Origin of the sequence: Brachyspira pulli (assembly GCF_036997785.1) — a bacterium.
GTDB classification, from domain to species: Bacteria; Spirochaetota; Brachyspiria; order Brachyspirales; family Brachyspiraceae; genus Brachyspira; species Brachyspira pulli.
On sequence record NZ_JAWLQI010000014.1, the window covers coordinates 1 to 13,940 of the forward strand.

Annotated in this window: 14 protein-coding genes and 1 pseudogene; 9 read left to right on the forward strand and 6 right to left on the reverse strand. The window is 27.2% G+C overall.

Annotation, left to right across the window (positions count from 1 at the left end):
• Positions 1–134: 134 nt before the first annotated feature.
• From R4K56_RS04705 to R4K56_RS04720, 4 genes and pseudogenes are all read right to left on the reverse strand, one after another.
• Positions 135–644 (reverse strand): annotated as a pseudogene (locus tag R4K56_RS04705) (Rpn family recombination-promoting nuclease/putative transposase); the annotation flags it as partial.
• Positions 645–863: 219 nt separating this feature from the next.
• Positions 864–2,111 carry a cell division protein FtsA gene (gene ftsA / locus R4K56_RS04710; RefSeq protein ID WP_335756738.1) on the reverse strand — a complete coding sequence of 416 codons (1,248 nt, stop codon included), beginning with the start codon at positions 2,109–2,111 and terminating at the stop codon, positions 864–866.
• A 105-nt stretch (positions 2,112–2,216) separates the two neighbouring features.
• Complete coding sequence (locus R4K56_RS04715; RefSeq protein ID WP_335772909.1) at positions 2,217–2,723, reverse strand: hypothetical protein; 507 nt, start codon at positions 2,721–2,723, stop codon at positions 2,217–2,219.
• A complete protein-coding gene (locus R4K56_RS04720) occupies positions 2,724–3,386 on the reverse strand; it encodes a hypothetical protein (RefSeq protein WP_335759249.1) in 663 nt (220 codons plus the stop codon). It abuts the gene before it with no gap.
• Positions 3,387–3,623: 237 nt separating this feature from the next.
• Between R4K56_RS04720 and R4K56_RS04725 the strand changes: the two genes are divergently transcribed.
• From R4K56_RS04725 to R4K56_RS04740, 4 genes are read left to right on the forward strand one after another with little or no spacing between them, the layout of a single operon-like run.
• Positions 3,624–4,316, forward strand: coding sequence for an ATP/GTP-binding protein (locus R4K56_RS04725; protein ID WP_335772910.1), 693 nt, complete (start codon positions 3,624–3,626; stop codon positions 4,314–4,316).
• A 2-nt stretch (positions 4,317–4,318) separates the two neighbouring features.
• Positions 4,319–5,083, forward strand: a complete 765-nt coding sequence (locus R4K56_RS04730; protein WP_335756742.1) for a hypothetical protein — start codon at positions 4,319–4,321, stop codon at positions 5,081–5,083.
• Between the two features lie 33 nt (positions 5,084–5,116).
• A complete protein-coding gene (locus R4K56_RS04735) occupies positions 5,117–6,106 on the forward strand; it encodes a glycosyltransferase family 9 protein (RefSeq protein ID WP_335772911.1) in 990 nt (329 codons plus the stop codon).
• Positions 6,096–6,923, forward strand: a complete 828-nt coding sequence (locus R4K56_RS04740; RefSeq protein WP_335769595.1) for a glycosyltransferase family 2 protein — start codon at positions 6,096–6,098, stop codon at positions 6,921–6,923. Before R4K56_RS04735 ends, R4K56_RS04740 begins: the two co-directional genes overlap by 11 nt.
• Before the next feature lie 3 nt (positions 6,924–6,926).
• Here R4K56_RS04740 and R4K56_RS04745 read toward each other — a convergent pair whose 3' ends face one another.
• Positions 6,927–7,949: an SDH family Clp fold serine proteinase gene (locus tag R4K56_RS04745; protein WP_335769594.1), complete on the reverse strand. Its 1,023-nt coding sequence runs from the start codon at positions 7,947–7,949 to the stop codon at positions 6,927–6,929.
• A 184-nt stretch (positions 7,950–8,133) separates the two neighbouring features.
• Here R4K56_RS04745 and R4K56_RS04750 point away from each other — a divergent pair, with 184 nt between their 5' ends.
• The 5 genes from R4K56_RS04750 (at position 8,134) to R4K56_RS04770 (ending at position 12,547) form a co-directional block, all read left to right on the forward strand.
• On the forward strand, positions 8,134–9,093 hold the full coding sequence (locus tag R4K56_RS04750) for a flagellar filament outer layer protein FlaA (protein WP_335772912.1): 960 nt from the start codon (positions 8,134–8,136) through the stop codon (positions 9,091–9,093).
• Positions 9,094–9,228: 135 nt separating this feature from the next.
• Positions 9,229–9,786 carry a hydrolase gene (locus tag R4K56_RS04755; RefSeq protein WP_297299675.1) on the forward strand — a complete coding sequence of 186 codons (558 nt, stop codon included), beginning with the start codon at positions 9,229–9,231 and terminating at the stop codon, positions 9,784–9,786.
• 19 nt (positions 9,787–9,805) lie between these two features.
• Entirely contained in the window at positions 9,806–10,567 is a 762-nt protein-coding gene (gene tpiA, locus R4K56_RS04760; RefSeq protein WP_335772913.1) for a triose-phosphate isomerase, read from the forward strand.
• Between the two features lie 210 nt (positions 10,568–10,777).
• A complete protein-coding gene (locus R4K56_RS04765; protein ID WP_335756748.1) occupies positions 10,778–11,836 on the forward strand; it encodes a DUF3298 domain-containing protein in 1,059 nt (352 codons plus the stop codon).
• Positions 11,837–11,863: 27 nt separating this feature from the next.
• The gene (locus R4K56_RS04770; RefSeq protein WP_335772914.1) at positions 11,864–12,547 is read left to right on the forward strand and encodes an endonuclease III domain-containing protein; all 684 of its coding nucleotides are present in this window, start codon (positions 11,864–11,866) and stop codon (positions 12,545–12,547) included.
• Positions 12,548–13,029: 482 nt separating this feature from the next.
• On the opposite strand, the gene R4K56_RS04775 is transcribed toward R4K56_RS04770, so the two are convergent.
• Positions 13,030–13,938, reverse strand: coding sequence for a DMT family transporter (locus R4K56_RS04775; RefSeq protein WP_335756750.1), 909 nt, complete (start codon positions 13,936–13,938; stop codon positions 13,030–13,032).
• Positions 13,939–13,940 lie beyond the last annotated feature (2 nt).

A 13,940-nucleotide genomic window follows, 5' to 3' on the forward strand; every position in this document is an offset into this window, starting at 1 on the left:
ACTATCTTTTTTTTCTGTTGTGTATTATACTGTTTCATAGGTATTCCTTTTGGTTTATTTGTAGGAATTTAAATTATAAGGAATACCATCTTTTTTTTAAACTAAAAGTGTGCAATATCTATGGCTCTTAAACAATCAGGTTTTAGTAAATTATATTGAAATTTTTTTAGTTCTACTATATGAATTTGTAAATGGTCTGTAAGAAGTTTTTTATTATTTGTGTCATAAATCATATAGCAAGAATGAATATTATCCTCATCATCTAAGTTGAAATTAAGAAGATTGATGCTAATTACAGGAGTAAGCGAATCATATTTTTCGCCTTGTTTTAAAAGCTTGCTGTAATTAGATGCCCAATAATATAGTATGCGTTCTGGAAATCTTGAATTACCTTGAAGTTGAATTTCTATAATAACAACAGATCCATTTTGAGTTATACATTTAACATCAACAATCGTTTCTTTATCATTATAGTTTTCTTTATAATTAAATGGATTTAAAATCTCTGCTGCTTTAAAAGTTTTCATATTAGAATCAAGCATTATTGAATTTATAAAATCTAACAATATTGCTTCGCTTCCTTTGTCAGAGAAAAGATATCTTACAAAATAGTCATTTAAAACGTTAATATTTGATCTACTCATAATTTTATTATACTAAATTAATTATAAATGTAAAGTTATAATTATAGTGTTTTAATATTTTGAAAATATGTATAATATTTTATTTTGATATAAATAATTATTAAATATCATATTATAATTTGATATTATTATAGATAATAAAAAATTATACCCCATATAGGTTATATATGAGGTATAAAATTAATTAGGTTAATATTTTTAAGATGATTAAATTCTAAATTATTTGAAAAACTCAGAGAAAGGATTTTTAAAGTTGAATTTAAACTTACCTTTTTCAGCAGTTTTTTTATGAGGTACATTCACTTGAGTAGCCTCATCTAAACTCATCATAAGTATGCCTATAACAGCAGAATAAGCAGGATTATTTGCTATGTCTCTTATTCCTTCTATTTTATCAGGTACACCGATTCTTGCAGTAATAGGGGCTGCCCCTTTAACAGCAGTTTGATAAGCTTTAGCAAGTTCAACAAGTCCAGGAAGTAAAGCTCCTCCTCCAGTGAATACCATTCCGGCAGAAAGAGAATCAATATATTTCATTTTATTTAATTCTTTTCCGCATAAACTAAATATTTCTTCAACTCTAGGCTGTATAATTTCTGTTAATACTCTTTTTGGTATAGTACGCATTTGACCGCTTGCTGTAGGAACTTCAATTATTTCCTTTTCGCCAACCATATCTATGAATGCAAAACCATGATCTTTTTTTAATTTTTCTGCAGTAGGTACAGTTATTCTTAAACCCTCTGCTATATCATTAGTTATATGCTGGCTTCCAACAGGTATAACTGCAGTATGCCAAACAGAACCTTCAAGATAAACCATTAATGATGTAGTTGAATGTCCCATATCAAATACTACAACACCAAGTTCTTTTTCATCTTCAGTAAGACAAGCCTCTGCACTTCCTCTTATATTAACTATAAAGTCTTTTCCAGTGAAACGCATTTTATTTAAAGTCTTTCTTAAATGCTCGCTTACATGTTTAAGTCCTGTTATGATATGTACTTTAGTTTCTAATCTAGTTCCAGACATTCCAACAGGATTTTTTATTTCATCTTGACCATCCAAAGAATATTCTTGTTCTATAGCTTCAATAATTTCTCTGTCAGCTGGTATCAATATATTTTTAGCACTTTCTAATACTCTTTCTATTTCAGCAGGAGTAACTTCTTTATCTTTTGTATTAACACCGATAACTCCTTTGCTATTTAAACCTTTTATATGATCTCCGCCTATTGTGGCTATTATATCAGGAGCTTGTAATCCAGCCATATGTTCAGCTTCATTTATAGATTTTTCTATAGCATTAGCAGCAGCATCTATATTTATGATTACACCTTTTTTTATACCTTCGCTTTCACTTTCGCCTATACCTATAACATCTAATTTATCACCATTGACACGGGCGATGACAGTTTTTATTGATGCACTACCAGCATCTAGTCCTGCTATAATTGGCTCTTTCAAGGTAAACTCCTAAATAAATAATATTATGTTAATAATGTCGGTAAAAATAAAACTATGATTAATAAATAATTTTATGAATAGATATTTATATTTTATATATAAAAATTATAGTATAACCCATCTGTTATTTTCATAAGACATTATGAAAGTTTGTCTTGCTTTTGATGTAGTATCTTCAACTCTGTCGTATACAGAAGAATCAACATCTATATACGCTTTTTGTCCGTCTAATTTTATACCATAAACTTTATCTATTGTAGTTTCAAATTCAAAATCTAATGAAGGATCACTTTCTACATAATCATCAGCATTTTTTATATTTCTGCTTTTTCTTAATACTTCTTTATAATTTGTAGAGTAGAATTTTTCATAGGCAATGCGTACAGTTTCTTTATTGTAAGGCATAGCATAAAATTCTTTTAATGATGATAATGCTAATTGTTTCAATTTTTCTTCATCATATTCTTTCACTTCTATATTTTCACTGCTGTTTTCATCACTTAAAATAATTTCTACTCTCTTTTTAATATTTTCTTCTTCAGTATTTTGATTTTTATTGCATGAAATAAGCGAGAGCAATATAAGTGATATTAACAATATATATTTAAACATTTATAGTCCTTCCAATATAGATTTTCTAGTATTTTGAGGAGGCATAGCTTCTTTTTCTTTTATTCTTGTATCAGATGTAGTTGTAATATTATTCATATCGATGTATTTAACTACACTAGGTCTTTCTAGTATTATTCTTATATCTCCATTCTGCCAAGCTACAGTATTAGCATCTAAAAAAGCCCCTTTAGTGTATTTAGCATTTAAAGCAGATAATAATTCAAGAAAATCAACTTGATTAGGCTGAAAGTTAATAGTTATAGAATATAAAGCATCATTTTTAAAAATAAAATATCCGCTTTTGTAGAATTTGTTTTCTTCTAAGGCTAAAAAAGTTGCACTTTCTTCAGCATTCAAGTCAACAGTTCCTGTCATATACTGTTTAGGCAATGTCATAGTATTGTCGCTTAATATGGCATTTATTGTATCTTCTCTTGTAGCACCTAAAGTTATATTTTTAAATCCGGTTATAGGAGTATCTATTACAGCCGGTTTTCTTCCCATAATAGCATCGTTTGTTATATATTCATCATTATTTTGATTATTTTGTGTATCATTTGTGGCATTATTGTTGTTATTTGGTATATAAGCATCATTAGTGGCATATTGTGAGAATAAATATCCATTAAATAAAATCATCAAAATAAATATATATTTTTTCATTTTTTATTCCTAATTTTTTTATTTATAAACGTAAAAATACAATCTTATTATATAGTATCGACTATATTTTAATTTTCAAGTAGTAAAATTTATTTTTATAGTGATTTTTTAGTATATTAAATTTGACATTATAAAAATAAATTTTATAATAATCAAATTATGGTAAGTAAAAAAAATTGAAAAAATTTCTAAATATATTATATTTTATTTATATTGAATTTGTTAGGGTTATTTAATATGAATGATGGCTGTAAAAGGATAACATTAATATGCGGGCATTATGGTTCTGGAAAAACTACATTTTCCATCAACTATGCCATACATATTAAGAATAATATATCTAATAGTGTTTATATTGCTGATTTAGATGTTGTTAATCCATACTTTAGATCCAGAGAATATTCAAATTATTTAGAAAGTAAAGATATAAAAGTGATAGGTAGTTATTTGTTTCAATCTGGTGCTGATCTTCCGGCTGTATCTGCTGATGTATATTCTTTGTTTGCAAGAAAAGACATTGTTGGCATAATCGATATGGGCGGCAATTCTGTAGGAAGTTTATCTTTTGCTACTTTCAGAGATAATGTTGATATTGATGAAACAGATGTATTTTTTGTATTTAATGCCAATAGAAAAGAAAATTCTACAGTGGAGTATGCTTTAGGTCATTTAAGAAATATAGAGGCAACTCTTGGACTTAAAGTTACTGCCATCATTAATAATACTCATTTAATGTATGATACAAATATTGATGATATAAAAAGAGGTGAGGAAATAGCAAATAAACTTTCTATTGAAACCAATATTCCAGTAAGGTTTACTTGTCTTGACAGAGATTTTTATTTAAAGAATACAAATATAAATCATAATTATGATCTATTTGTATTAGATTATGATATAAAAAGTATAGGGAATGCCATTAGTTTTTGATTATGGATTATAGTAATGTTAGATTATATGAGATAGCTTCTATGCTATCACCAAGTGTATATGAAACAGTATTCTATAGTCAGTATCAAGGACGTTCAGATAAAGACGCTATAATTTTAGATGATGAAACTTTTGAAAAATGTTATGTTTCAGATAATGTTTATAAAAATTTCCTGTTTTCTAATTCAATGAGACTTGGAAAGAGTGTTGATTATATAGGCGTTAATCAAATGCATAGCTCTATAATTCAGGATATAAAAATTTCTGAATCTCAAATTATCATGAAATTAGAAGATACAGCCTTAACTAATTTAGCTAATACTTTAGTTGAAATAAAATCTATGGATAAAAAATTAGAACCTTTTTATATTACATTAATATTTAATGGTATTAATTATTATGCTAATAATGTTATAGATGAAAATGAAAAATTGATACCAGTAGATGAAAGTGTTTTGAAATCTGTATATTGTCAAGACCAATTAGCGTTTGTTAATGATAAACATATAGATATGGTTATTTCTACACAAGGAAATAATACAAATAAATTAAGATATATGATAATAAATTGTCATGATATTGATGTAATTGAGTCTGCAAAAGATGTTTGGAAAAATACTTTTAAAAATGATTTTTCTATGCTTTATGAGTATTTTATCAATCTTAGAAAGTCTAATAATTTAATAATGGAAGGAAGCATTTATAAAAATATAATATCTGGTTATGAAGTCTTTATGGACGACTTTATGGATTTAGATGATTTATAATTTTATTTTATTTTTTGATTAATTGATTAATTTATGAAAGATATTAAGAATTTATTAATACATTCTCCTAATTGGCTTGGAGATATAGTTATGTCTATGCCTGCTATTCATTTAATAAGGCAGCAATATAAAGACATAAGAATAACTGTAATGGCCAAAAAGTCTATGTTTGGTATATTTAAAGCTACTGATCTAGTTGATGATGTAATAGATTTAAAACCTATTCAGCATTTAAGGAAATATAATTTTGATACTGTAATACTTTTTCCTAATTCATTTGAAAGTGCATTGAGAATATTTGGTCATGGAATAAAAAGACGTATAGGTTATAAAGCAGATTATAGAAGTTTTATGTTAACAGATGCAGTTGATAGAAAAGAGGTTAGATGGATACATACGGCTGATTATTATGTTAATCTACTCAAAGCTATAGATATAAATGAGCAAAGACCAATAATAAAACTCAAAGTAAAAGATGAATTATTAAATAAAGCTAAGGAATATTTAAAAAAAGTTAATCCTCATAATAAAAAAATTTTTGCTTATGGTATAGGTGCTACTAATAGTTTTGGTAAAATTTGGAAAGAAGAATATTTTGCCGAAGTTGCTAATTATTTATCTAAAAAGTATGATGCTTTAACATTGTTTGTAACTACTCCAAATGAAAAAGAAATATCAGATAAAATATCTGCTATGCTTTATAATGAGCCTATAATACCGTATATGTCTTTAGATATGATAGCAGCTATACTTAGTTTATGCAATGGATTTATAGGCAATGATTCTGGAGCTATGCATGTGGCATCTATAGTTGGAATACCTACTTTAGCTTTATATTTTGCTACACCAGCATATCAAAATTCCCCAATAGGTATAAATAGTCAAATCATAGAAAAAAAAGTTGATAACCCTGCTTGTATATGCGGCGGTAAAAAATGTAAATTAGAGACTTTTGAATGCCGTGAGATAGTAAAACCTAAAGAAGTTATAAATAAATTTGAAGGAATGATTAATGGATTATGATGTTACCTTGTCTATAACAACATACAATGAGGAAAAATACTTACCAATATTACTTGATTCTATTAAAGCACAAAAAACTAATTTGAAAATTGATATACTTGTTATAGATGATTCTTCAACAGATAGAACATTAGAAATAGCAAAATCTTATGATGGTGTTAGGATTATACATAATGACAGAAAATCAGATGTTCAATATATGAGAAATACAGGTCTTAAAGAAGCATTGGGGAAAGTAATAATATTTTTTGATGCAGATGTAGCGATATCCAATAATTTTGTAGAGAATATGGTAAGACCTATAATAAACGGAAAAGTTGATACAACATTATGTAAAACTTATGCGGTTTTAGAGGCTTTTTATGATGTGCTTCCTGAAAAATATTCAAAAAGCTATGTTAATTTTATAAGACATTGTCCTAGATTTATGATGAAGCGTTTTCCTGTACAATTTGTTCCTTGGATAGCAAGATGGTTTAATATGATGAAGGATAAAAAAGGGTTTATTAGTATATGGAATGTACCTAACAGAACTCATACAACAGGCATAGCTACAAGAACAGAAATAGCTAGAAAAACAGGCGGATGGAAAGTTAGAATAGGTGATGGAGATGATGCTCAATATTCAAATGATATATGCGATGCAAGCAGTAAAGTATTATGGGTTGGAAAATGTATTTTATTTATATCAAGAAGAAGAGTTTTCCCTTCAGACAATGGCTGGATAACTGACATATTTTTTAAATCAATAAAAAAATGGTATAGAAATAAAGTTAAAAAGAAAAATGATAATGATTATAGTCAAAGTATAAGATAATTATTATCTGATATGGAATATACTTTTTGTTTGTTTTCCATTTGACAAGATATTTTTTATCCAACCGCTATTATCGTTCATTGGTATCCATCTTCTTTCTTCAACTCTGTAATGCCAATCTTTATCTTCTTGATAGTATATTTGTATTCCTGTGCCTTCATGAATATTTAATATTTCATTGTCATGATAATTAAATTCATCGTAATCAGTACATGATTTTTGTCCCATTTCTGAATAGTACTCATTTAATGACATTAAAGACTCATTTAATTTATCGTCCATATCTTTTACATTAAGTCCTAATTTTTTAGCCTCTCTTATTGTAATAGGGTAGTTATGAGAAGGGTATGCTGAATTGAGTGAATTAGATATACTGTCAATTAATTTTTGATCTTCCATGTGGTATGATAAAATATCTTTGCATAGTTTTATTGATAAACTAGAAGCTCTGTCTACAGCACCTAATACTAAAGGGTGTATGTATTTGTATATATGTTCATAAGGATTGTTGTTATTATCGTTTGACTGCTCTTTCCATAATTTTATAACTCTGGCTAATTCATCTTGACTTACATAAACAGAACTATTATCTTTTGTTACAGGAGATAATTCATGCTGAAGTGAAGTATCTACAGCAGTAATAAAAGCTAAAGGCCCCATTTGTATTTCATCAGCACCTAAACAAAGCATAGTAGCAGCACTGGCAGCTTCTAAAGGCAATAAAGCTATTATTTTTTTACAAGACTGTCTTAAAAGATGTACTATTCTTAGAGAAGACTGTCCGCTTCCTCCAGAACTTTTGATAAAGAAATATATTTTATCACATTTTCCAATATGCTTAAGAACATCAGATAATACTATAACATCATTTTGACATACACTTCCGCCATTAGAATTCCAGTAAGCAAGCAAAGGAGCATCCAATTGTTTAGTAATTTTTGTAATAATTTCTTGTGTTTTTGAAAATAAAATAGGCGGTTTTATAGTCTTAGTTTGAGCTTTATTTGCAGTTTTTTTTGATGCCATAACACAGTCCTTTTAGCTATTTAATTTACATAACTACATTTTTTAGGTAAGATTGTACATTAATAATATATAATGTCAAATAATGATTTATTTTTTAATTAAATTTGCTTGACAAATTAAGAAATTTAGTGTATAAAAGTTGTATTATTATGCTTATTAATTAGTACAAGGAGTGCAATAAATTATGAAAAAGTTATTCGTAGTATTAACTTCCATTTTTATCGCTGCATCTGCTTACGGTTTAACAAACTCAACTTTGATTGATTTTGCTTTAACAGGTAATGCTGACAACTTACAAGCTGGAGAAGGTGATACAAATGAATTAGTTCCAGTTGCAGAAAACATTTATAATGATAACTGGGTAGTATGGTTGAATGAATCTGCTAGATTAACAGAAAATCGCAGAAATTCTTATGTTACTAACGTAGACAGTAAAGGTAACAATGGTGCTTGGGAAGCTGGTAAAGTTCTTGGTGTAAGAGTACATTTCCCATTAGCAGCTTGGAACAGCTATGCTTTAGTAAAACCAGTATATGAACTTGAAATGTATGGCGGTGCTGATGGTGCTAAATATACAGAAGGTAAAGGTGTTATACATAACGTTGGAGAAATTAAATCTATAAGTTCTTGGGTTTATGGTCGTAACTTCTTAGTTAGCTACTTCGTAAACTTACAAAATGAATTTGGTGAATTAAAATCTTATCCAATGGGTACTGTTTACTTCAACGGTTGGAGACAAGTAAGATGGGAAAACAGAGAATACTTACCTAATGTTCGTGACAGAGTATTAGTAAGAGAACCTCTTTATCCTAAAATGCTTCCATCTATCAAATTAGATTCTTTAGGATTCTACAGAACTAAAGATACTCAAGGTGGAGACTTCATTACTTACGTTAAAGACGTAACAGTTGAGTACGATGTAGTAGTTGTTGATTTCGAAGAAGATATCGATGATGAAGCTACTTGGCAAATCTTAAAAACTCAAAACGATAGAAGACAAGCTCTTGAAGCTGCTAGAATACGTGAACAAGCTGAATTAAGAGATCTTGAACAAAGACGTATAGGTGACGGTGCTGCTGCTGAACAAGGTACTACTGATACAGCTGCTGCTGACACTGGTGCTGCTGAAGAGCAAGCTCAATAATAATTAGTTTTGAATAAAAAAAGCTAAATAATAAATTAAGGGGAAACTGTTAAAGTTTCCCCTTTTTTTATTGTATTTTTTTATTTTTTGTCTTATAATTTTAATAATATTAATAATTATTTTAAGGACTTATTTATGAAATTAATGAATAAACCTATATTAGACAAAGAAGAGTCTTTATATATATGCATAGATTTGCAAGGTAAAATAATATCCGCTATGAATGATAGCGATGCATTAATAAAAAATACAAATATTTTACTTAGAACTGCTGATATTTATAATATTCCTACTTTAGTAACTGAACAATATCCTAAAGGACTTGGACCTACTGATGAGAGAATAATATTACCTAATAATCATAAGTTATTTGCTAAAGATTATTTTAGTATATTTGGTACTGAAGATTTTGTAAAAGAATTTAATTCTTTTGATAAAAAGAATATTATTGTTTTTGGTATAGAAACTCATGTTTGTGTTTATTACAGCGTTCTTCATCTAATAGAAAATGGTTATAATGTATATGTTGTGGCAGATGCTTGTTCTTCAAGAACTTTAGAAAATAAAAATATTGCTTTAGAACAGATGAGAAAAATCGGTGCTAATATTGTAAGTACTGAAATGATTCTTTTCTGGCATATAGAACATGCAAAAGTTGAAGGTTTTAAAGATTTAAGTAAATTAATTAAATAAAATTTTAAGGAGATATAAAATGGCTAGAAAAAAACTTATTGCTGGTAACTGGAAAATGAATAATTCTAATAAAGAAGCTTTAGAATTAGTTGAACAGTTAAAAAATTTAGTTAAAGATGTAAAAGACAGAGATATTATGATAGCTCCTACATTTACTTGTTTAAGTGATGTTCATAATGTTATCAAAGGCACTAACATCAAATTAGGTGCTCAAAATTTATATTTTGAAGAAAAAGGTGCTTTTACTGGACAGATTTCTGCTGATATGCTTTTAGCAGTTGGCTGTGAATATGTTATTATAGGTCACTCTGAATGCAGAGACATATTTGGTGAAAAAGATGAACTTATTAATAAAAAAGTTAAAAGAGCTTTAGATAAAAATCTTATACCTGTTTTATGTGTTGGCGAACATTTGGAAGAAAGAGAAAAAGGAATTACTTCTGATATAGTGAGCGGTCAAACTAAAGAAGCATTCAAAGGCTTAACTGAAGCTGAAGCTAATAAAGTTGTTATAGCTTATGAACCTGTTTGGGCTATTGGTACTGGTAAAACTGCTACTCCTCAAGATGCTGATGATGTACATAAAACTATAAGAGAAACTTTAAAATCTCTTTATAATGACAGTGTTGCTGATAATATGAGAATTCTTTACGGCGGAAGCGTTAATGAAAAAAATGCTGATGATTTATTAAATATGCCTAATATAGATGGTGCTTTAGTTGGCGGTGCTTCATTAGTTGCTGATAAATTTGCTAGAATAGTTAATTACATTGCTAAATAAAATATAAAAACTATTATTTAATATTTAATGGGTATGTCATTTATAATGATATGCCCATTTTTTGTATGGTGCAAATTTATCATTGAAAGATTTATATTAATATACCATTAATATGTTATAAAAACTATATAATATAAAATATATAAACTACTTGTTTTATTTTTATTAAATATATATAATAAAATTAAAAATTTCATAAAAGAGTATAATTTGAGATTGTTAAAGTTTTTTTGTATACTAATGCTTATCTTTTCAGCAAGTAATTTATTTTCTCAAGATACAACTATCTCTACAAGGAAATTTTATTTTTGCAGCGGAAAGATAGGTAATTCTAAGATATATCTTTATTTATATATTAATAATAATGATAATATTTCAGGTAAATATTATTATGATACTATAAATCAATTTATTAATATAGAAGGAAGTATATCAAATAATACAGTTTATATAAAAGAAAAAGTTAATAATAGAATTACAGGATATTTTGAGGGAAGTGTAACTGAAGATCTGATTTTTTCAGGGGAATGGACTTCTTTTGATGGAAACAATAAATATGATTTTGAATTTTCAAATGATTTAACTTATCCTATAAATAAATTAGATATTATTAATTCTGTATTAAAAGCAGATTCAGAAGCAGGCAATGCTACTTTTGAATCCAGCAAAGATGCTGTCATTATAATCAATGATAATAATCTTAATGCTATAGATAAAATATCTTTAGATGTTGATGGTATAAAATCATTGAATTCAAATAGAATTGAATTCATTTTGAATAATGATATTCTTGTGGAGTATAATGATTGGAAGCAGTCTTCTAATAATGACTCAGATTTTTATATGAGAAAGGAAATTAATGTTTCTTTTATAGATAATAAAATAATATCATTTTCTCTTTATAATTATTCTTATATCGGAGGAATGCATGGAATATATAATTCTATTCCTTTAATATATTCAATTGAAAGCGGAGATAGGATAGGAGTTAATTTATCAGAACTGATAATAAATAAAAATGACAGAGAATTAATAAATTTGATGAGAAGCAAATTATTAAGAAATTTTACTGAAAAAGATTTTTTTGATTTTTATTCTATAGAATTGAGTGATATATTTGATATTACACCCACAGGTATAAAATTTATATGGCCTGTATATAAAATATCTGGATATGCTCAAGGAGTTATAGAAATCGATTTTACATATTCTGAATTAAAGCCTTTTATAAAAAAAGATTCTAAATTTATGTATTTATTTAATATGTAATGATTGTATATTGCTGAGGTTGTTTTTATGAATGATAATGATATTCACCCAATAATGAAAGAGCTTACTAAAGTTACTAAAGAAATGCCGATGCCTGTTGTAACTGAAATAAAATTATTAACAAATAGAGATGCATATAAAATTTTAATATCAACAATGCTTTCTCTTAGAACCAAAGATCCTACAACTAGATATGCTTCAATGAGATTGTTTGAACATGCTGGAACTGCTGAAGATATGTTGAAATTATCAGAAGAAGAAATTGCAAAGTTAATATATCCTGTTGGATTTTATAAAGTAAAAGCAAAAAATATATTAGAAGTTTCTCAAATGATAATAGACGATTTTGACGGTAAAGTTCCGGACGAAATTGATGAGCTTTTAAAACTTAAAGGTGTTGGAAGAAAAGTTGCTAATTTAGTTGTAACAGAAGCATTTGATAAAGATGGTATATGTGTTGATACTCATGTTCATAGAATATCTAATAGATTCGGATATGTTAATACAAAGACTCCGGAAGAAACAGAATTTGCTTTGAGAGATAAACTTCCTAAAGAATATTGGAGAGTTTATAATGACACTTTGGTTGTGTATGGACAGAATTTATGCAAACCTATTTCTCCATTATGTTCTAAATGCCCGGTATCACAGTATTGTGATTATTTCAAAAATGAATACAAAGAAAAAAGTACGAAGAAAAAAAATAAATAATTATAAAAAGTATAGTCAGTAAAATTTGTTTATTTTTTTATTATTGGCTGCACCTTGCAAAGGTATGCTTTGCAAGGCGGGCTTTGTCGCGAGTATAGCAATAATATTAACTAATTTTGGCAAACTTAAAATCTTTAGTATATACCTAAACAAATATATTTTGTCAATTTTGAATTATTTATAAATGTAATTTTTTATTTATTAATAGCATAAAATATTATTAAGTTTTCTTTAAAATATAATATGAAAACTATATTTTGACTAACAATGCAGTCTTTCGCGAAGCGTATCCGAGTTTATCGAGGATATAGCTTCTTTGTGCCAATACCGCCCTAAAGGACTTCCTATGGTCGCAGGCACTCCCTTCGGTCGCAAAAGAACTGGGGTGCTTGCGAAGCACACAGAGTGGTGGGCAAAGCCCCAAATATAAAATTAAAAATATAAATTTATTTTTGACAAAGTATATTTGTTTAGGTATATACTCATTTATTATTTTTTATTGCTTTTTTAGAAAATAAATTTGTTTCTGATATTATCACACCTAATAATATTAATGCTACACCAATAACAGCAAATATAGTAATGTTTTCATTCAATACTATTTTTGAAGCTATCAATGTTATTATAGGTATAATGTATATATAAGTGTTGTTTTTTACTGCACCTAAAATTCTTGTTGAATATGCCCAAGTGATAAAACATAATGTGCATGCTACAAATGAAAGAAATATAAAATTAATTAAATTTATTGGTTTTAAATAATCGTTTATGCTTACATTAAATTTCATTAAAAACATTATAGGGAGCATGAATATTATTCCATATATAAATGTTTTCTTTGTTATAGTTATTGATCTATGTCCTAAATCTCCCATAATTTTTACAAGTACGGAATATAATCCCCACATAACAGCAGCAAGCAATGCAAACATATCGCCTATAGGATTTATTTTTAATACAAATTTTCCATTGAAAGTTATTATAGCAATTCCAATTATTGCAAATATAAATCCTACAAAGAAATTAGGTTTTAATTTTTCTTTTAAAAAAATAGCAGCAAATATTCCGGTAAATAAAGGTCCTATAGCAACAAGTATTCCTACATTAGAAGCTAGAGAATAATTTAATGCTATATTTTCAAATAAATAATAAAGTGTAACTCCGCTTAATCCTGTAAGAGCGAATAATAGTTCTTCTTTTTTTGAATATATTTTATTGTTTTTGGGATATATTATCATTAATAATATAAGACCTAATAAAAATCTAGTAAATAGAATTTCTATTGGAGAGAAATCATTTAATAATATTTTTGTTGAAATGAAAGTTATGCCCCACATTAATATGCTGAAAGATGTGCATATATAGGCCTTTATTTGTTGATTGATAAACATGA